The sequence below is a fragment of the Guptibacillus hwajinpoensis genome (assembly GCF_020171785.1).
Classification (GTDB): domain Bacteria; phylum Bacillota; class Bacilli; order Bacillales; family Guptibacillaceae; genus Guptibacillus; species Guptibacillus sedimenti.
The window spans coordinates 84,730-103,211 of record NZ_JAIVAE010000008.1 but is presented as its reverse complement, the minus strand read 5'-3'; the positions used below and the strand labels follow the sequence as shown (position 1 = coordinate 103,211).

General features: G+C 40.4%; 20 protein-coding genes. 14 read left to right on the top strand and 6 right to left on the bottom strand.

Features of this window, described 5'->3' with window-relative positions; all coding sequences use genetic code 11:
- The first annotated feature begins 53 nt into the window (after window positions 1-53).
- Window positions 54-1,565 (top strand): putative basic amino acid antiporter YfcC, encoded by a 1,512-nt coding sequence (yfcC, locus tag LCL91_RS12925; RefSeq protein ID WP_224882951.1) that lies wholly within the window; start codon window positions 54-56, stop codon window positions 1,563-1,565.
- A gap of 21 nt (window positions 1,566-1,586) precedes the next feature.
- A complete protein-coding gene (gene iadA / locus LCL91_RS12920) occupies window positions 1,587-2,753 on the top strand; it encodes a beta-aspartyl-peptidase (protein ID WP_224882950.1) in 1,167 nt (388 codons plus the stop codon).
- 36 nt (window positions 2,754-2,789) lie between these two features.
- On the opposite strand, the gene LCL91_RS12915 is transcribed toward iadA, so the two are convergent.
- Window positions 2,790-3,308 carry a DUF2202 domain-containing protein gene (locus LCL91_RS12915; protein ID WP_224882949.1) on the bottom strand — a complete coding sequence of 173 codons (519 nt, stop codon included), beginning with the start codon at window positions 3,306-3,308 and terminating at the stop codon, window positions 2,790-2,792.
- 152 nt (window positions 3,309-3,460) lie between these two features.
- On the opposite strand from LCL91_RS12915, the gene LCL91_RS12910 reads away from it, so the two are divergent.
- Window positions 3,461-4,126, top strand: coding sequence for a type 1 glutamine amidotransferase domain-containing protein (locus LCL91_RS12910; RefSeq protein ID WP_224882948.1), 666 nt, complete (start codon window positions 3,461-3,463; stop codon window positions 4,124-4,126).
- A gap of 65 nt (window positions 4,127-4,191) precedes the next feature.
- Here LCL91_RS12910 and LCL91_RS12905 read toward each other — a convergent pair whose 3' ends face one another.
- Together LCL91_RS12905 and LCL91_RS12900 are read right to left on the bottom strand one after the other, a co-directional pair.
- Window positions 4,192-4,473 carry a hypothetical protein gene (locus LCL91_RS12905; RefSeq protein ID WP_224882947.1) on the bottom strand — a complete coding sequence of 94 codons (282 nt, stop codon included), beginning with the start codon at window positions 4,471-4,473 and terminating at the stop codon, window positions 4,192-4,194.
- A gap of 140 nt (window positions 4,474-4,613) precedes the next feature.
- Window positions 4,614-5,372 carry an MBL fold metallo-hydrolase gene (locus tag LCL91_RS12900; RefSeq protein ID WP_224882946.1) on the bottom strand — a complete coding sequence of 253 codons (759 nt, stop codon included), beginning with the start codon at window positions 5,370-5,372 and terminating at the stop codon, window positions 4,614-4,616.
- Between the two features lie 119 nt (window positions 5,373-5,491).
- Between LCL91_RS12900 and LCL91_RS12895 the strand changes: the two genes are divergently transcribed.
- The 3 genes from LCL91_RS12895 (at window position 5,492) to LCL91_RS12885 (ending at window position 8,959) form a co-directional block, all read left to right on the top strand.
- Window positions 5,492-5,932: an Lrp/AsnC family transcriptional regulator gene (locus LCL91_RS12895; RefSeq protein ID WP_224882944.1), complete on the top strand. Its 441-nt coding sequence runs from the start codon at window positions 5,492-5,494 to the stop codon at window positions 5,930-5,932.
- A gap of 147 nt (window positions 5,933-6,079) precedes the next feature.
- Window positions 6,080-7,423 carry a DUF2254 domain-containing protein gene (locus LCL91_RS12890; protein WP_224882941.1) on the top strand — a complete coding sequence of 448 codons (1,344 nt, stop codon included), beginning with the start codon at window positions 6,080-6,082 and terminating at the stop codon, window positions 7,421-7,423.
- 207 nt (window positions 7,424-7,630) lie between these two features.
- Window positions 7,631-8,959, top strand: coding sequence for a cyanophycinase (locus LCL91_RS12885; protein ID WP_224882939.1), 1,329 nt, complete (start codon window positions 7,631-7,633; stop codon window positions 8,957-8,959).
- A gap of 44 nt (window positions 8,960-9,003) precedes the next feature.
- Here the strand turns inward: LCL91_RS12885 and LCL91_RS12880 are convergent, their stop codons facing one another.
- On the bottom strand, window positions 9,004-9,474 hold the full coding sequence (locus tag LCL91_RS12880) for a nucleoside deaminase (protein ID WP_160920344.1): 471 nt from the start codon (window positions 9,472-9,474) through the stop codon (window positions 9,004-9,006).
- Window positions 9,475-9,659: 185 nt separating this feature from the next.
- Between LCL91_RS12880 and LCL91_RS12875 the strand changes: the two genes are divergently transcribed.
- The 6 genes from LCL91_RS12875 (at window position 9,660) to LCL91_RS12850 (ending at window position 13,627) form a co-directional block, all read left to right on the top strand.
- Window positions 9,660-10,025: a potassium channel family protein gene (locus LCL91_RS12875; protein WP_224882937.1), complete on the top strand. Its 366-nt coding sequence runs from the start codon at window positions 9,660-9,662 to the stop codon at window positions 10,023-10,025.
- Between the two features lie 159 nt (window positions 10,026-10,184).
- The gene (gene rpsN / locus LCL91_RS12870; protein WP_159781455.1) at window positions 10,185-10,454 is read left to right on the top strand and encodes a 30S ribosomal protein S14; all 270 of its coding nucleotides are present in this window, start codon (window positions 10,185-10,187) and stop codon (window positions 10,452-10,454) included.
- Window positions 10,455-10,472: 18 nt separating this feature from the next.
- Window positions 10,473-10,814: a hypothetical protein gene (locus LCL91_RS12865; RefSeq protein WP_098442514.1), complete on the top strand. Its 342-nt coding sequence runs from the start codon at window positions 10,473-10,475 to the stop codon at window positions 10,812-10,814.
- Window positions 10,815-10,992: 178 nt separating this feature from the next.
- Window positions 10,993-11,406, top strand: coding sequence for a MerR family transcriptional regulator (locus tag LCL91_RS12860; RefSeq protein WP_224882935.1), 414 nt, complete (start codon window positions 10,993-10,995; stop codon window positions 11,404-11,406).
- 69 nt (window positions 11,407-11,475) lie between these two features.
- Complete coding sequence (locus tag LCL91_RS12855; protein ID WP_224882933.1) at window positions 11,476-12,759, top strand: hemolysin family protein; 1,284 nt, start codon at window positions 11,476-11,478, stop codon at window positions 12,757-12,759.
- 88 nt (window positions 12,760-12,847) lie between these two features.
- A complete protein-coding gene (locus LCL91_RS12850) occupies window positions 12,848-13,627 on the top strand; it encodes a serine/threonine protein kinase (protein WP_224882930.1) in 780 nt (259 codons plus the stop codon).
- Window positions 13,628-13,646: 19 nt separating this feature from the next.
- On the opposite strand, the gene LCL91_RS12845 is transcribed toward LCL91_RS12850, so the two are convergent.
- Together LCL91_RS12845 and LCL91_RS12840 are read right to left on the bottom strand one after the other, a co-directional pair.
- Window positions 13,647-13,811 (bottom strand): hypothetical protein, encoded by a 165-nt coding sequence (locus LCL91_RS12845; protein WP_160920351.1) that lies wholly within the window; start codon window positions 13,809-13,811, stop codon window positions 13,647-13,649.
- Between the two features lie 198 nt (window positions 13,812-14,009).
- A complete protein-coding gene (locus LCL91_RS12840; protein ID WP_224882927.1) occupies window positions 14,010-15,359 on the bottom strand; it encodes a dipeptidase in 1,350 nt (449 codons plus the stop codon).
- A gap of 397 nt (window positions 15,360-15,756) precedes the next feature.
- Between LCL91_RS12840 and LCL91_RS12835 the strand changes: the two genes are divergently transcribed.
- Window positions 15,757-17,064, top strand: coding sequence for a glycoside hydrolase family 68 protein (locus LCL91_RS12835; RefSeq protein ID WP_224882925.1), 1,308 nt, complete (start codon window positions 15,757-15,759; stop codon window positions 17,062-17,064).
- 34 nt (window positions 17,065-17,098) lie between these two features.
- A complete protein-coding gene (locus tag LCL91_RS12830; protein WP_159781467.1) occupies window positions 17,099-18,427 on the top strand; it encodes a glycoside hydrolase family 68 protein in 1,329 nt (442 codons plus the stop codon).
- The last annotated feature ends 55 nt before the right edge of the window (window positions 18,428-18,482 follow it).

Below are 18,482 nucleotides of genomic sequence, written 5' to 3'. Positions count from 1 at the left end.
CTTGCTTCTTTATAGAGTAGGTAATGATGATTAAAACGGAAAGAAGGGGAAGTATGGAACAAGAAAAGAGAAAAAAAGAAATGAAGATGCCTCATACGTTTGTGATTGTATTTTTTGTCGTACTTGCTGCTGCTGCTTTAACGTACTTTATTCCAAAAGGAACGTTTGAAACGGAGGATGTAACGTATATCCAGCAGGGAGAGGAGCAAACGAAAACAGTTCTTGTCCCGGACAGTTTCAAGTATGTAACGGACGATGGTGGAGATGCGGTCCGAGAAGGGGTTTCACTATTTGAGCCTTATGGTGGAGCGGGTTTTCTTAATTATGTGTTCGAAGGGCTAGTATCAGGAGATAAATGGGGATCTGCTGTAGGTGTTGTCGCTTTTATCTTAATTATTGGTGGTGCATTTGGGATCATCATGCGCACAAAGGCGATTGATCAAGGAATTCTCTCCATAATTGATCGAACAAAGGGTCGAGAAGTGCTTATTATTCCGCTTATGTTCTTTTTATTTTCGCTTGGTGGAGCAGTTTTTGGCATGGGGGAAGAGGCGATTGCCTTTGCGATGATACTCATACCACTTGTCGTAGCTCTCGGGTATGACGCTATTACAGGGATAATGATTACGTATGTTGCAACACAAATTGGATTTGCAACTTCGTGGATGAACCCATTTAGCGTGGCGATTGCTCAAGGAGTATCCGGCATTCCAGTTTTGTCAGGCTCACCATTCCGAATGGTAATGTGGGGAGTTTTTACGATTATAGGGATTGCGTACACAATGTGGTATGCGAATGGTGTTCGTAAGGATCCAAGGAAATCGCTTAGTACAGATGCGAATCGCTACTTTAGGGAGTACAATCAGAATCAAGACCTAGCTAGCAAATTTACGCTTGGCCATGGACTTGTTGTCCTCACCCTTGTAGCAGGTATTGGCTGGATTATATGGGGTGTTATTGAACATGCTTATTACATCCCGGAGATTGCGACTCAGTTCTTTACAATAGGAATTGTCGCTGGTGTAATTGCTGTGATCTTTAAGTTAAATGGCATGACAGTAAATGATATTGCAGAGGGTTTTACAGACGGTGCAAAAGATTTGCTGCCGGCTGCGTTAATCGTTGGAATGGCCAAAGGAATTGTCATTATTCTTGGTGGCGATGCTGCTGGTGAACCTTCTGTGTTAAATACAATGTTATATAGTGCAGGAAATTTAGTTGATGATTTTCCAGCTGCGCTATCAGCGTGGTTTATGTTTGTCTTCCAGTCTGTCTTTAATTTCTTTGTTGTATCTGGAAGTGGCCAAGCGGCACTCACAATGCCTCTCATGGCCCCGCTCTCTGATATTGCTGGGGTTACGCGCCAAGTTGCTGTTCTAGCTTTCCAGCTAGGGGATGGGCTGACAAACATTATTGTTCCTACATCTGCAGCGCTAATGGGTACACTTGGTGCAGCTAGAATGGACTGGGGTACGTGGTTTAAATTTATTATTAAGTTTCAAATCGTGCTGTTTGTTCTCGCGTCTGTCTTTGTGATTACAGCTTCGCTCATGAACTTCCAGTAACAACCGTTTGGAGGAAAGACAATGTTTACAGTCATAAGAAATGCCGAGATTTATGCGCCGGATCATATCGGTAAGAAAGATATACTAATCGCGTTTGAGAAAATCGCGATGATTGAGGATGAAATTAAACTACCTGATCAGATTCCGCATGAGGTAATTGATGCGAATGGAAAGATCATCTTTCCGGGATTCATTGACTCTCACGTTCACATTACAGGTGGTGGGGGTGAAGGGAGCTATCGAACAAGAACACCGGAATTAACGTTATCGAAGGCGACGAGTGCTGGGGTAACGACAATTGTTGGCGTGATTGGAACAGATGGCACAACGCGTACAATGCCTGACCTCATTGCAAAAGCGCGAGGACTAGAAGAAGAAGGTATTACGTGCTATGTGCATACAGGAAGTTATCAAGTACCGGTAAAAACGTTAACTGGAAAAATTGAGGATGACATTATCTTGATAGATCGCGTGATCGGAGCGGGGGAAATTGCGATTAGTGATCATCGTTCTTCTCAGCCAACAGTAGAGGAAATGGCGAAGATTGCTTCCGCTGCAAGAATCGGGGGAATGCTTTCGGGAAAGGCTGGTATCGTCAATATTCATCTCGGGGACAGTCCGTCTAAACTATCGCTACTCGAGCAAGTCGTGGAGACGACGGATATCCCGATTAAGACGTTTCACCCAACGCATATTAATCGGACAGAAGAACTTTTCGAAGCCGGGGTCGCTTATGGGAAAAAAGGCGGGAACATTGATTTCACGACAAGCACCATTCCACAATTTCTTGAAGAAGGCGAAGTGAAATGCAGTACGGGATTGAAGCGTGCTCTTGAGGCTGGTGTTCCGGTTGAGCGGATTACGTTTACATCAGACGGACAAGCAAGTTTACCTGCTTTTAATGCTTCGGGAGAGTTTGAAGGGCTACAAATCGGTTCGGTGGCTTCACTTTATAAAGAAGTGCGAGATGCCATTGTTGAAGATGGCGTACCGATTTCGGATGCGATTAAAGTGATAACGAAAAATCCGGCATCGCTATTGAAGTTAAGTCAAAAAGGTGAGATTGCGGTGGAGAAAGATGCGGACCTTGTGATCGTAGACTCGGATTTTCAGATTGATACTGTTTTTGCGAGAGGTTGTAAGATGGTTGAAGGACAAGAGTGTCTTGTAAAAGGTACATTTGAATAGAACAAGACCCCTACCTAAACGGTGGGGGTCTTGTCTTCATTGGTACTGAGTTAACCCTTTCTTAAATGCAGCAAGGTGGTTTTTGGATGCGTCTCCTAGCCTGGTCATTACACTTCGTACATCTTGTGGGAGGTCAGGTAGATCGGCTAATTTCTCATACATGGCGATGTTATCGATTTCTCCTTGTACACCAGCTTCGAACGCTTCTTTTAGCGTTTTTGGAGTCGTTGTATACTGACTAGCCTTATTTTCTGGAACGTTAATGTTATACCTTGTAAATAAGGGAAGAAGCGCAGTGATGTGCCTTTGTTCTGCTACTTTTATTTGTGTAAAGGGTTTAATCTCGCCGAATTCTTTCATAATGGCATCATATCGTGCCTGAGCAAGGTATTCATCTTCCAATGCATACGTTAATGCTTCTTCAAGCGTAATAGAAGAGTCTTGTAATGCTCCTTTTGCACCGTAGTCTTCTGGAGGTGCTTCTGCATTCGCTTCAAGAAGATTGAAGTTGAAGAAAATAAAGCTGATGATCGCAACAATCGCTATTTTTTTCACGTTCCTCACCTTACCTTTTTGTTGATTAACCTTCCTATAAAGGGGGAGTTTTATGTAATGTTTATCAGTCGAAGTCATTTTGTTTGATTTCCCTTTAAGAACAGCTTATGATTTTAACTGTAAAGTTCATAATTACAGTAGGAGGAAATGTCATGAGCAAACGTATATTAATGGTTGTTACAACCGCAGATACAATGAATGAAGGACATAAAACAGGTTTATGGTTATCGGAGTTTGGGGAAGCGTATATCGAATTTGAAAAGCGTGGTTATCAAATCACAGTGGCAAGTCCTCTAGGTGGAAAAGCGCCAGTGGATGAACGCAGTCTTGAAGGTGGAGAAACACCTCAAGAAATCCTCGATACGGCGAAACACCTTGAAGATACAGAAAAGCTTGAAAAAATTGTTGGGGCATCTACGTTTGATGCGATCTTTATGCCTGGAGGACATGGCACAATGTTTGATTTACCAGAAAACGATAAGCTTCAGCACTTAATTCGTGAGTTTTATGAATCAAACAAAATTGTTGCTTCTGTCTGCCATGGTCCTGCTGGACTTGTTGGTGCTACCCTTTCAGATGGTACGCCATTAGTTTCAGGGAAAACCATTACGGCGTTTACAGACGACGAAGAAAGAGAGACAACTCTTGATCAATATATGCCTTTCTTGCTTGAATCACGACTTCGAGAACTAGGTGCTAATGTTGTGACGAAAGAGAACTGGGCAGAGCATATGCAAGTGGATGGAAATTTGATTACAGGTCAAAATCCTCAATCCACAACAATCGTGGCGAAAGAAGTTGTAGAAAAATTAAGCTAACTCACTTACGAGTAGCGAGATAAGCGAAAAGGACTCCAATTTCGGAGTCCTTTTCGTATTGATACCTACTCTTTCTCTTTTTTCTTTCCAAAAACTTTTTTAGAAGCGCCTTTCAACACGTTTGAAGCTGTGTCCACAGATTTCCCAACCACTTTATTCCCTGTTTTACTTACATTTTTGACAAAGTCTGTTGATGCATCAGCGGCTTTCCCAACAAGGCCGCCTTCTCCGCTAACAGACTTTACAATATCGTTCGCTGTGTCAGCGGATTTATTCACAAGATCACTTGCGGCTTTAGATGTCTTCTTTACGATATTTTCATCCTTCGCTGAATTTTTTTCAGACATCGCAATCCCCTCCTAGGTGAATTTAATACATCTCTATGCTTATGAAATGGAATGTTCGAATATGTAATGGATTTTTCAGATAGGAGTCATTTAGGAGCAAAGAAAAGAAATAAACCCGCAACATGCTGCGGGTTTATGCTTTAAAATGACAGGGTTTGACCGTCGTCAGGAATGAGAACTTTATTAAGAAGATCTTTTTCTTTGATGAATTGCTTTAATTCGTTCCGTGTTAACAGACAGTGATTGAGTGACTCCATATGCACGGCAATGATCGTTGCATCTGGTGCTTCTTGATAAGTTTCAACCACATTTTCTTTCGTCATTGTAATTGGCCCACCTTCAAGAAATTGAGCAGCACCAGCATTTACTACAATGATATCTGGTTTATGTTTTTGGATTGCTTCTTGTACATCTTCGTTGAAAAGAGTATCTCCAGCGACATAAAGCGTTTTTTCATTTGGATGAGAAAATGCAATGCCGGATACTTTCCCAGTTTGTTTTAAGATTTCGCCTGCTCCGTGCTTTCCATCCGTGCGAGATAACGTAACATTTTCAAAAGAAGACTCCTCTTCAAGTGAAAAGACGTTTTGAAAACCTTCTCCTTTAATTACTTCAACATCTTCCTTGTTCTGTGCGAAGATACCGATCTCTTTCGGAAGTACCTCTTTTGCCTTGTCATCGAAGTGATCTGGATGTAGATGAGTAACAATAACTGCATCAACATCAATGATTTCATTAATAGATGTTGATAAATCGACAGTAGGGTTCGCGAGGTGCTGGTTTGCCGTGTTTGGGAAAGGCGGCATTGCTCCTTTATCAGATAGGAATGGATCAATTAGAAATTTTTTATCAGCATAATGAAGAACGATTGTTGCGTTACGAACAAATTGAATTTTCATTGTATCTTCCTCCTTTTGATCTGGTTCTCTTATAGGATAATATAGATGTGGACAAGGAATACATAGATGAATTCAAGTCTTTAAGATAAAAAACTTGAATTGTGAAAGGAGTTGATGGAATGATCGATCAAACGGACCTACAGATTATTAAGGAACTAACAAAGAACGGTCGCATCACAATGAAAGAGCTTGGAGAAAAAGTTCATTTAACGGGTCAGGCGGCTTCAACTCGAGTGTTGAGATTAGAAGAAGAGGGGATTATAGAAGGATATTCGGTTCAAGTAAATAAGTCGAAAATGGGATATGCTGTACATTGTTTTCTGACGATCTATACCCTAAATATTCATCATACCCCATACCTTTCTTTTATTAAGACAAAAGAAGAACATGTGCTCAATAACTATAAAATAAGCGGTGATGGTTGCTATTTGATAGAATGTCGTTTTCCTTCCAATAAAGAACTTGATGAATTTCTTGTTCAATTAAATGAGCATGTGAACTATAAACTGTCGATTGTCATTAACGAAGCAGCCGCTAGTTTTGATAATCCTCAAATTTAATGGAAACATTAAAAAATAGGTTTGTTTACTTCTTTGCAGGGTAGTAAGAAGAAGTATTTAAAACTTTGAGGAACGGTGACTACTATGGGGTTCATTTACTATATAAAGAAATATTTAAAAATGTCGAGGCGACAGCGGAAAAGTGAATTGAACTCAACCATTTGGTTTATGCCGTTTTGGTATATTGTTGGAGCGATCGCTCTTTCTGCTTTTACCTATTATCTCGATTATGTGGTGGATGTTAGCTTATATTTACCGATCGGGATCGGTTTCAGTGGGCAGACACTGCAGGTGCTTCTAAGTGCACTCGTTGGAGGGGTGCTAACGTTAAGTGCCTTTACACTTAACTCTTTGCTCGTCGCACTCACGACGTTTAGCGGTCAGTTCTCTTCCAAAATGCTAGTAAACTTCGTCAGTGACCGGGCAACCCAACACGTACTTGGTATTTTTAATGGGAGTTTTATTTATGTACTCTTAAACTTCTTATATGTGACACATGGGGAAGAGGAATACGTTGTTGCGACACCGGTATTATCCATTCTGACAGCTATTACAGCTGCGGTAACCTTTATTTATTTTATTAACCACACAGCAACCTGGATGCAAGTTCATAACATCAGTTTTAATATGAATGTTAAGTCGAAATCCGTGCAGGCTTCCCTAGAAAAAGAATTATACTCTTACCATCTTGAGAAAGAAGTCGAGAGTGAATCTCTTCCTCTTGAGTCTGATGGAAAGGTAATGAAAACAAGTCAATCTGGTTATTTTCAAGTCGCTGACTTTGCGAAACTTATTAAACAAGCGAATAAAGACAACTGTCTTCTAAGGTTTGATGTTAGAATTGGCGAATTTGTAGTAGAAGGAACACCACTACTTACTTATTGGGAATATGGACAAAGCATTAATCCTGAACGCTACATCAAGTCTATTGAGATTGGAGTAAAACGTACAGAAATTCAAGATTTGGAGTATGGATTAATGAAGCTTGCCGAAGTAGCGATCAAAGCTTTAGGCCATAATGACCCACTTACGGTTACGAATACGATTCATCAGATTGCTGATTTGTTGAAAAGCATTAGCCAGTCTACGAACTTTTCTCCCTATCTTTTCGATCAGGAAGAGGAGCTTCGCATTATCTTAAATCAAAAGAATTTTCCTTATTACCTTCATAAGGGATTCGCATCTATTCGTGAGTATGCAAATCAAAATTCTACAGTAATGACGGAGCTTTTAACGATGATCTCCCTTCTAAGTAAAACGTTGGATGAGGAAGTACACGAAGATCTGTGGGAATTTGCCCGCCAGACGATTTTAGGATTTGATAATTATAGTCTGTATGAAAATGATTGTTTGTATATTTTAGAGCAGCTTTCTGATCTTGCTAAAAACACAGGCAATCAGGAGGATTATCTTTTCTTGCTTGAATATATGCTTCAGCGAGTTAGTTCAAAGAGTGCCTCTAAGGTGCTAAATGATCCTACTAAGGAATAACGATACGCTATTTTTGCAATATGGCGGTAACATATATGATGAGCATTTTCCTATAAGGAATTTGCTCTTTTTTTTAGGTTGTTTTTGGGTGGGTTAAACAACCAGATAAACGTGATCAAAAGAAACTGACCTCTACACTATAGGGTTCGAGAGTTGGAATAAAACTTGCATAATAGTTTGATAACAATGAAAAAGGGAGTGTGGAAGTTGGGGAAATGGAAGCATGTTATCGCTGTTACAGCAATGCTCGCAGTTTGTATGGTGTTAGTCATCCTAGGGAGGCAGTTGGAAACGAATGCCACTGGCGCAAATGAAACAAAAGGATCACTGGTGATTGTAGGAGGGGCTTTAAGTCCCGATAATGAAGAAGTTTACAATTCGTTTCTGTCATTAGGGATGGATTACCGAAACAAGACAAAAGATAAATTGAAAATTGGCATTCTACCAACTGCCAGTGCGACGCCAATTGATAGTGCATCTTCTTACAAAGATGACTTCGTACGCTATGGTGTTAGTGAGGAGAATATTGATATTCTTCCTATTGCCGTAAGTGATGATCCTTCTACAGAAGAAGATGAATCGAAGTGGAATGATGGTGCATACAATCAAGATCTTGCTGACAAAGTGAAGCAGTATGATGCGATCTGGTTTGTAGGGGGGAATCAGTTAGATTATACGAATACTCTTATTAATAATGGGGAGGACACTCCTGTATTAGCTTCAATCAGGCAGATCTATCAAGATGGAGCCGTTCTAGGTGGTTCCAGTGCTGGTGCAGCGATTATGAGTGATCCGATGATTGGCGCAGGTACAAGCTCTGGTGCGCTAAATGAAGGGGTCACCTATGAAGATAACTATGATGATGCTGATGACAATCGCGTTTTCCTTACACAAGGACTTGGTTTCTTTGAGGGTGGTACGGTTGATCAGCACTTTGTGAAGCGTGGCCGCTTTGGGCGACTAATCGTTGGGGCATGGGATGCTGGTAATGAAATGGGCTACGGTATTGACGAAAACAGTGCAATGGTTGTTCATAATGACGATCAATCAATTGAAGTGGTGGGAGAGAGTGGACTTGTCATCGTTGATCTTTCAAATGCTAAGAAAACAACAGATTTTCCGACGGCAATGAAAGATGTGAACATCAGCTACATTGAAAAAGGAGATCGTTACTTCTGGGAATCAAAAACGTATCAGATCACAGAAGATAAACCTCTTATTGAACAACCTTATTATCCAGAAAGCACTACGAATACAGGGATTTTTGGTGAAGATGCACTAAAACGAGTTCTTACGTATGATCTCGTTGATAGCGGCTCCAATGAAGCAATCGGTCTCGCTTATGAACTGACTGGTGACAAAAAAGGGGAAGGGTTTAAGCTTGTTTTCTCAGAAACGGATCAAACGAAAGGGTACTGGGGGAAGATAAATGGGGAAGAATCTTATGCTGCCATTAACGTTTCCCTTGATGTAACACCAATGGAAGTGAAGTTAAAAATCGATAAAGTAAACGAAAAGAAAATGGAAAAATTTTAGAAGTTCGTTTATGAAAAGAAGGATGTGCCAACGCACATCCTTCTTTAGTATTCTACTCGTTCGCCATGTTTTTGCCAGTTTTGAAAAGGCTCGTTCTTTTCTTTCATCTCAATATGATGGAACGGGATGGTTCTTTGTTCAGGTTTTTTCTCGATTTCATCATAGATGACAGCATCATCAAATCCGGCATCGGCAGCTTCGTGTCTTGAAGCTGCGAAGTAAACGCGATCAGGCCGTGACCAGTAAATGGCGCCAAGGCACATTGGACACGGTTCACAGCTTGCGTAAATGACACAGCCGTCAAGCTGATGCGTTCCAAGTTTTTGGCAGGCGTTTCGAATAGCGACAACTTCTGCATGAGCAGTTGGATCGTGGTCGCTTGTCACTTGATTGAACCCTTCCCCAATCACAACGCCATCTTTTACAACGATAGCCCCAAATGGACCACCACGATAATCTGTAACACTCTTTGATGCTAACTGAATGGCATGTGTGAGCCAATCTTTCTCTGTCATTTCACCATCTCCTATCTAAACAGTAATTAGACATATCTATCATCATTCCCTTTCAGCTTAGAAAATTTCAGGGAAAGAGCCGAAAAATAATAAATCGGTAGTCTCGTTTATAAGTAGTGATATGCTAAAATCAGTTTTAGGCTATCGCTGTCTGTGATAGACCTTCATCCAAATAGGAGGTTTCTATGATTTCCTTTCTACTCACGTTAAAGAGAATGTTATCCGCATTATGGTGGGCTATTAAAGATAAAGAATTCCAGGTGCTATTCTTTTTAACAACGATCACCCTTATTTCAGGAACGATTTTCTATCACACGGTAGAGAGTTGGTCTGTATTAGATTCTCTGTATTTTAGTGTTGTCACGCTAACGACCGTAGGCTTTGGTGATTTTAGTCCACAAACCGATTTTGGTAAGATTTTTACTATCGTATATTTGTTTACTGGAATTGGCCTTATTTTAGGGTTCATTAATAAGCTTGCATTACATATGGGAAGAAATAAATCAAGAAAACAAGATGAACGTGAAAGGAAGGGCTTAAACAAAAGTTAAGCTCTTCCGAAGTTCTCTTGCTTGCGTTATAACGAATAGAGGCTTATAATACAAAACGTAATTATTACGATTTGTAAAAGTGATTGATCGTTATAAATTGTGGATAACTGCTTAGTGCTCAAATCGCAACGATTAAAATAGAGAAAGGAATGCATTTTTTTGGCTAAGAAGTCGAAAGTAGTAAAAGAACAAAAGCGTCAGGAGCTTGTCATGAAGTATGCTGAGCTTCGTCAGGATTTGAAAGCGAAAGGTGATTATGAAGCTTTGCGTAAATTGCCGCGTGATTCTTCACCAACTCGGTTAAATAATCGCTGTGAAGTGACTGGTCGTCCGAAGGGTTACTTACGAAAATTTAAAATGTCTAGAATTGCGTTTCGTGAATATGCTCATAAGGGGCAGATCCCTGGGGTGAAGAAGTCAAGCTGGTAAAAGGGTAGGGGAAGATGAATGGAGTGCAATGAATATTTATTGAAGATGCTCGTTCGTGATATCGTGGCAAAACTCCCGGAGAAGGAGAAAGCCCTCTATCAGTTCATTGATGAATTAGAAGTAAGGTTGATTGAAGCGGCTGCAACACCTGATCAATACCTGAACCTTCTAAAAAAATATTCTCCTTATCATGAAGCAGCGAATCAATTTGATATCTCTCCATATAAGGCGAGAACAATGATGCATCGAATTGAATGGAAAATTGCCGCGAAATTGGAAGAGAAACTTCAGCATATTAAGTGGTTGGAGCATCCTTCTCACGGAAAAAGAGTGAAAAAAGGATATCTAGTGTTTAAGTGAAAAGAGCTGCGAATCATTGGTGAATTCGCAGCTTTTTTAAGTTCACAATCGCGCCGTTTTTCATCTCAATACCTTTATAACACAGTGAACGGATAAAAAAACAAAGAGGAAGTATAACGTTCTACTGTACAGTTCACGCATTTTAACTTAAAATGATTGTGAGGTGATCGATCTTGGGGTGTTGTTAAAAATAGGGGAGTTAGCTGAAGTTTGCCATGTTTCGAAACGGACAGTTGACTATTATACAAAAATGGGATTACTGCAGTGTGAGCGCTCCGAAACGAATTATCGCTTCTATGGGGAAGATGCGATCGATGATATTAAGTTCATCGAACAATGCAAGGAAATGCAAATGACGTTAAGCCAAATCCAACAACGTCTAACGGTAAAAAAGGCTAGTCAAGTTGATTCAGAAATGATTCATAGTCAGGTAAAACAAGTAATTGATAAAATGGAATATTTAGGTGCGGAATTAAAGGATATTCACGAAAGTGTTGAGAAATTAGATGAAGAAACTCAAACGAAGATTAAGAAAAATCTTTCGCCTCAAACTGTTGCACTTATTCAATCATTGCTTCTTTACTCAACTTGACCGGGTAATAAGTAGAAATGCAATTTAAAAAAAGTTAGGATAAACAACAACTCAGGAGAGTGAAATTTTTTGAATGACATACCACTGGATTCGATTCTTTTATTAGGTTCCTTATTACTGCTATCTGCTTTTTTCTCATCAGCTGAAACAGCCTATTCAAGTGTTAACAAGATTAGGTTAAGAAATTTCGCAGATGAAGGTAGGCGTGGAAGTAAAAGAGCTTTAGCCATTGCTGAAAACTTTGATAAAGCTTTATCAACGATTCTTATCGGAAACAATATAGTCAATATTGCTGCTGCTAGTATTTCAGCTGCTGTAGCAACTGAAATATTTGGTGGGAATGCTGGCCTCGTCATTAGTACAGTGTTCATGACTATTTTAGTCTTGATCTTTGGTGAAATACTTCCTAAATCGTTAGCAAAGGAACATGCAGAATCTTATTCATTAATGATCGCAACGGTGTTATATGTTCTCATTAAGCTGCTTGCACCTATTAATTTCTTTTTTGTTAAATTGAAAGTGTGGGTATCAAGTCTTTTTGCGAAAAATAGCACAATGCCATCTGTTACAGAAGAAGAGTTAAAAGTAATGTTAGATATTAGTGAAGAAGAGGGTGTCATCGATAAAGAGGAAAGAGACCTTATTCATCGATCGATGGATTTTGATGATACGCTTGCAGGTGAGGTTTTAACACCGCGAATTGACATCGTGGCCATTAATATTGATCAATCCGTAGAAGAAATGAAAGAAATCTTCTTTGAAGAAAGGTTTTCAAGAATACCTGTCTACCAAGATAGTATTGATAATATTATTGGGATTTTAACGGAGAAAGAATTTTTTACTCACTTGATTAAGTATCAAACTGTTGATATTAAAGAATTAATTCGAGAACCGCTGTTTGTGGTAGAATCAATGAAAATTTCCACTCTGTTACCGAAATTGCAAAAGGAAAAGGTACACATGGCCATTGTGCTAGATGAATTTGGTGGTACGTCAGGAATCGTGACATTAGAAGACGTACTAGAAGAGATTGTAGGAGAAATTTGGGATGAGCAAGATGAGAAATTCAGTACAATGCAGCGAATTTCTGATCGCAACTATCGCTTTGATGCTCAATTTCAGCTAGATGATTTCTTCGATTTAATGGAGGCGGCTCCACCTGAAAGTTCTTATCACACGATAGGTGGATGGGTCATTGAGAATCTTGGAACAGTTCCTAGTAACGGGGATTCCTTCTATTATGAAAATCTTAAAATTGTCGTCGAACAAGTTGAAGAGCGTCGCGTAAGAAAAATACTCGTAGAAGTGCTTCCGAAAGATCAAACGTACGAAGATATGATGGTAAGAGCCTAAAATTTTCTGAATAAAAACCAACAAGAGCAGCTGACATCAATGGCTGCTTCTTTTAATGGGGTAAGGTATGAATAACTGGAGAAGGCGAATGAAACACCTTTATCGATTTTTTGTCGATCGACCCTACAAGCCGCAATTTCTTATTGCTAACCAATATGAGGTAAAGCGTGTTATTGGGATGGGAAGTTACGGAATAACTTATCTCTCTAAAAATAAAAAAACGAGAGAGCGATGTGTCGTAAAGCAAATACGTCCAAGTAAACTGAAAAACAGTAACACTTCTTTCTATCAAATGGAGGCAGAGATACTGGCTTCTTTAGACCACGGTAGTATTCCTAAGCTCCATGATGCTTTTCTTTTTAATAGGAATCAGTTTTTAGTAATGGACTACATTGAGGGTGTGAACCTCGAAGACCTTCTGTTTGATCAATACAATCGATTCAATGAATTGGAATCTCTCGAGTTTCTTAAAGGTTTGATCGATATTGTAGCTTATTTACATATGCACGAGATCAGTCATGGTGATCTCCGAATACCAAATGTGATGGTAAAAAACGCTCAGCTTTATGTTATTGATTTTGGATTAGCGGTCTCACTGAAAAATAAGTCAGATCAGGAGACGCTTGAGCTCATTCAAAAGGATTTATATGATCTAGGTGATTTTCTACTCTTCTTGCTTTACTCTTCTTACGATCCCACCAGTAGAAAAGACCGTCCATGGACAGAAGAACTAAGCATCCATCCAGCTACGGAACATTTCATAAAGCGACTGCTGCAGATTGAGACTGGATTTAAGAGCATCTACCAGGTACGAGATTACCTTAATAAAACAATAAGTACTATTCCTAATCATAAAACCAGCACCTGATCAGGTGCTGGTTTTATAATTAGCTACTACTACTTGAGCCTTTTCGTTTATAGCGATGACTCCCGCCATAAGGCGAATGCTTCCGCCCGCTTGAGCTGCTTCTATGATAATGTTTTCTTTTGTGGCTACTCCCACTCGACTTTTTGATTTGTTTTTCGACTCGTTTTAATATTTTTTTAAACATGATCATGGGTCTCCTTTCAGTTTCAAATGGTGTTCGCATGCAGAAAAGAAAGATAGACTAGATTCTTTATAGCTTATCATGGAGTTGTGAAATGCAGCTAATTTTTTTAAAAAGTGGGTCATACTGATCATTTTCATTTTCTAAATCATGATGCCTATCTGTCATTTGACAGATAGGCATCTGAGAGAAGAGGTTGAGCTAAAGTGACTTGAAATACGCACAAACCGTTTCAATCCCTTTAGTGAAATTATCAAGATGAAAATGTTCATTAGGTGCATGTAAATTTTCTGACGGGAGTCCGAAGCCCATGAGCACAACAGGTGCTTCTAGAACGCGTGCGAATACTTCAACGATTGGAATCGACCCGCCTTCTTTAGGAAAGAGAGCACGTACGCCATACACCTTTTCATAAGCATCGGCCGCTTTTTGAATCATTGGATCGTTTGAATCAAGCGAGACAGGACGCGCCTGAATAAATTGATTGACGGTCATCGTTGTCCCGACTGGTTGATGGTCGAGAAGGTGTTTTTCAATTAATTCGTAGACGTGCTGTGGATCCTGTTCTCCCACGAGACGACAGCTAATTTTCCCAGTGGCTTCTGAAGGGACAATCGTCTTAATCCCATCACCCTCATACCCACCTGAAATCCCGTTCAATTCGAGCGTTGGTCGAATACCCGTCTGTTCCTTGAAAGTGAATCCTTTTTCTCCAAATAAAGAAGTTAATCCGAGCTCTTGCTTCATTCCTTCATCGTCGGACGGAATCTGAGCGATTTCTTCTTTCAATTCCTTAGTCAGTTCTGGCACACCTTCGTAAAATCCATCCACGGCAATGGCGCCATCTTCGCTGTGAAGACTATCGAGTAGATGAACAAGGGAATGAACTGCGTTTGGAACCCCACCGCCGTATACGCCAGAATGGAGATCAGTATTCGCTGTTTTCACCTTCACTTCCATCGCAAGGGCACCACGTAATGATGTACAAATCGCAGGTAAGCCTTCTTTAATAAAGGACGTATCGGAAATGACAACCGCGTCAGCAGAAAGTATCTCAGTATTTTCTTCAATAAAAGGTCCAAGGTGTGGGCTGGCGATTTCTTCTTCCCCTTCAATACAGAACTTCACATTAACGGGGAGCTTGCCATCTTCTTGCATCAAAAGTTCCATCGCCTTGATATGAATAAACAGTTGACCTTTATCATCCGTCGCACCACGAGCAAAGATCTTGTTATCACGAATAACAGGCTCAAAAGGTGGCGTTTCCCATAGATCGAGTGGATCAGCGGGCTGCACATCATAATGGCCATAGATCAGAATCGTCGGCTTCTCTTCTGCATGAAGCCAATCAGCGTAGACGATCGGATGACCGTCTGTTTCGATCACTTCAATGTTTTCCATACCAGCCTTTTCCAAAGAGTTGGCGACCCATTTAGCGCCTTTTTGAACATCTGATTTATGGGCGGGTAAGGCTGAAATGCTTTGGATTTTTAAGAATTCTTCTAGTTCTTTCAGGTAAGAATCTTTATGTAATTCGATGGTGTTTTTCATAAGTATAACCTCCTTAGTTAGGTTGTCTTTATTATAATCCAGTGACGTGAATTTGCACATGAATCGAGCTGTTTGTAGTGGAAAATCAAGGGAATTTGATAACAGGGCATTAACTTTTATATTAAAATTATGACATTGCAGTTAAGTGGTTGTCATATAAGGTGGGTCTAAATGCCTCTATGTGGAATCGATTCCTGATACTAAAGCACCATTTATTTTCACGATGAAAGCCTTTGCGAAAAACGTTTGATAACCGCTTTCTTAATTGGCTGAATAAGGTTTTCCTATCTAAAGACCTGGTTACTCGTTGCTTTTTCGAGCGTATTGACGGGTTCACATATTTTCCATACAGTTATGGCGAACGAAACATTTTACTAAATTTTGAGGAGTGTGGCAGATGGGGAACGTGAAAAAGTCTTCTGTTTTTAAGGGGATTGCACTATCGACAATTATGCTTGTGAGTGGATTTGCAGGTATGCCGTTATCTACGAATGCGGCTGAGGAAACTGAGACAGCAGTTTGGTCTCGTCAAGACGCGCAGGGTTATGATTTATCGAAAGACAACACTGCACCTAACATCGACAACGTGGATGAAGTGGCTCCAGATTATTGGGTGTGGGACACATGGCCACTACGTAATCGTGACGGATCAATTGCACAGGTAAATGGTTACCAGGTTGTCTTTGCTCTTACAGCTTCTAAAGAATATACATGGAGCGGTCGTCACGACGAAGCTCAAATTCGCTACTTCTACTCGAAGAACGGAAAAGACTGGAAAATGGGCGGACTCGCTTATGAATCAGAAGATGCACTAGGCGCTCGCCAATGGGCAGGTTCAGCAATGATGGATGAAGATGATAAGGTTCACCTTTTCTATACAGCAACTGGACGTAAAGGTGAAGAACAAACAACTTTTGAACAACGTCTTGCGAAAACAACGTTTGATATCGAAGCAGATAAGAAATCGAAATCTATTGAGCTAAGTAACTTTGGTGAGCATGAAATCCTTGCTGAAGCTGACGGTGAGTACTATGAAACGCAAGAACAAAAAACAGGAAATATTATTTATTCATTCCGTGACCCATGGTTCTTCCAGGATCCTAAAACAGGAAAAGAATACTTAATCTTTGAAGGAAATACAGCAGGAGACGACAAGTCACTAGACCCAGAAAACATTGGTGATGCTGATTTCCGTGAAACTCACAACGTACCAGCTGGCGCTGAAGATTACAACGGTAACGTTGGTATTGCTGAAGCACAGAATGAAGATCTAACAGACTTCGAATTGCTTCCACCACTACTTGAAGCAAACGGAGTGAATCAACAGCTTGAGCGTCCACACATCCTTGTTAAAGGTGGAGATTACTACCTCTTCACAATCACACATAAATTTACGTTTGCTCCTGGATTAACAGGTCCTGATGGCCTTTATGGCTTCACGAATGATTCCCTTCGCGGTGATTACGAGCCACTAAACGGCAATGGTCTTGTTGTCGCAAACCCTGAAGACGATCCATTTATGACATACTCTCACGCAGTTATGCCGAATGGTACAGTGATCAGCTTTGTGAACGAGTATCGTGATGAGAACGGTGAACTTCAATTTGGCGGTACGTTTGCTCCAACACTTAAGCTTTCGATCCATGGTGATGAAACAAAAGTAACTGGTGCACTTAAGCCAGGTCAAATTATGCCTTCACACTAAAACTGGGAAACCAGACTAAAGGAGACTTACCCATATGAATAAGTTTTCAAAAACAGTAGCGACTTCCGTACTCGGATTCGCTACCCTGTTTTCAAGTTTTGCCCCTGCAACAAGCTTTGCAGCAGAGAGTGAAACGTCGAACTGGACAAGAGAAGATGCTTCTAAAATTGTTCAAAACAAAGATAATACAGCTCCAGAAATTAACACAAAAGACCTTGAACAAATTGCACCAGAGTACCATATCTGGGATACGTGGCCACTACGTAACAAAGATGGTTCGATCGCAACGTTAAACGGTTATAAAGTGATTTTCTCGCTAACAGCTCCAAGTGATGTATTACCTGGTAAGCGTCATGATATCGCTGAAATTCGCTACTTCGTTTCAAAGAACGGGAAAGATTGGAAGCTTGGCGGTACTGTTTTTAATGAAGAGCAGGCACTAGGTTCACGTCAATGGGCAGGTTCAGCCATGATTGAAGACGGCGAGATTAATTTCTTCTATACGGCAACAGGTCGTAAAGGCGAAGAACAGCTAACTTATGAGCAGCGTCTCGTAAAGGCTTCTGCTGATGTTGATGCTTCAAATAAGGGAATCGAATTCAACAACTGGTCTGATCATGAAGTGATTCTTGAGCCAGATGGCGAATACTACCAGACAATGGAACAAAGTAAGCAGGGAGACATTGCTTATGCATTCCGTGATCCGTGGTTCTTTGAAGATCCTAAAACAGGCGAAGATTACATCTTGTTTGAAGGGAACTCTGGCGGTACACCTGCAGAACGCTCTGTTGAACAAGAGCACATCGGTTCTGAAGACTTCGCTACAGTAGATGAAGTACCTGAAGAATCAAAACTCTTTAACGGTAATATCGGAATCGCAAAAGCGGAAAACGATGATTACACAGAGTTTGACATCATGCCTCCACTGATGGAAGCGAACAGCCTTAATCAGGAGCTTGAACGTCCGCATATCGTAACAAAGGGAAATAAGTACTATCTTTTCACTGATACGCACAAAAACAAGTTTGCTCCAGGAATAACTGGTCCAGATGGTCTTTATGGCTTTGTATCGGATTCTCTCACATCCGACTATGAGCCTCTTAACGGAAGTGGTCTTGTTGTTGCAAATCCAGAGAATGAGCCTTATCAAACCTATTCATGGATGGTTATGCCGAATGGTACAGTGATTAGCTTTGCTAACTTCTATGACCTAAACGGTTTAACAATCAATGAACTTGGCGCGCAGTCAGAGCAATATCAATTTGATCACTTTGGCGGCACATTAGCTCCATCTCTTAAACTTTCGATTCACAATGATGAAACGAAGATTTTAAAAGAAATGGATGCTGGCGTATTTAAATAAGTGTGATGGTAACTGTCGGAGATAAGCTTCGACAGTTACTTTTCTATTTAGAGGC

What these genes read in the sequence shown, in the direction of transcription:
- LCL91_RS12840 (WP_224882927.1), bottom strand. Translation starts at nt 15,359, where the DNA reads ATGAAAAACACCATCGAATTACATAAAGATTCTTACCTGAAAGAACTA.
- LCL91_RS12845 (WP_160920351.1), bottom strand. Translation starts at nt 13,811, where the DNA reads ATGTTTAAAAAAATATTAAAACGAGTCGAAAAACAAATCAAAAAGTCG.
- LCL91_RS12835 (WP_224882925.1), top strand. Translation starts at nt 15,757, where the DNA reads ATGGGGAACGTGAAAAAGTCTTCTGTTTTTAAGGGGATTGCACTATCG.
- LCL91_RS12865 (WP_098442514.1), top strand. Translation starts at nt 10,473, where the DNA reads ATGGAGTGCAATGAATATTTATTGAAGATGCTCGTTCGTGATATCGTG.
- LCL91_RS12895 (WP_224882944.1), top strand. Translation starts at nt 5,492, where the DNA reads ATGATCGATCAAACGGACCTACAGATTATTAAGGAACTAACAAAGAAC.
- LCL91_RS12875 (WP_224882937.1), top strand. Translation starts at nt 9,660, where the DNA reads ATGATTTCCTTTCTACTCACGTTAAAGAGAATGTTATCCGCATTATGG.
- LCL91_RS12880 (WP_160920344.1), bottom strand. Translation starts at nt 9,474, where the DNA reads ATGACAGAGAAAGATTGGCTCACACATGCCATTCAGTTAGCATCAAAG.
- LCL91_RS12910 (WP_224882948.1), top strand. Translation starts at nt 3,461, where the DNA reads ATGAGCAAACGTATATTAATGGTTGTTACAACCGCAGATACAATGAAT.
- yfcC (WP_224882951.1), top strand. Translation starts at nt 54, where the DNA reads ATGGAACAAGAAAAGAGAAAAAAAGAAATGAAGATGCCTCATACGTTT.
- LCL91_RS12830 (WP_159781467.1), top strand. Translation starts at nt 17,099, where the DNA reads ATGAATAAGTTTTCAAAAACAGTAGCGACTTCCGTACTCGGATTCGCT.
- LCL91_RS12905 (WP_224882947.1), bottom strand. Translation starts at nt 4,473, where the DNA reads ATGTCTGAAAAAAATTCAGCGAAGGATGAAAATATCGTAAAGAAGACA.
- iadA (WP_224882950.1), top strand. Translation starts at nt 1,587, where the DNA reads ATGTTTACAGTCATAAGAAATGCCGAGATTTATGCGCCGGATCATATC.
- LCL91_RS12850 (WP_224882930.1), top strand. Translation starts at nt 12,848, where the DNA reads ATGAAACACCTTTATCGATTTTTTGTCGATCGACCCTACAAGCCGCAA.
- LCL91_RS12900 (WP_224882946.1), bottom strand. Translation starts at nt 5,372, where the DNA reads ATGAAAATTCAATTTGTTCGTAACGCAACAATCGTTCTTCATTATGCT.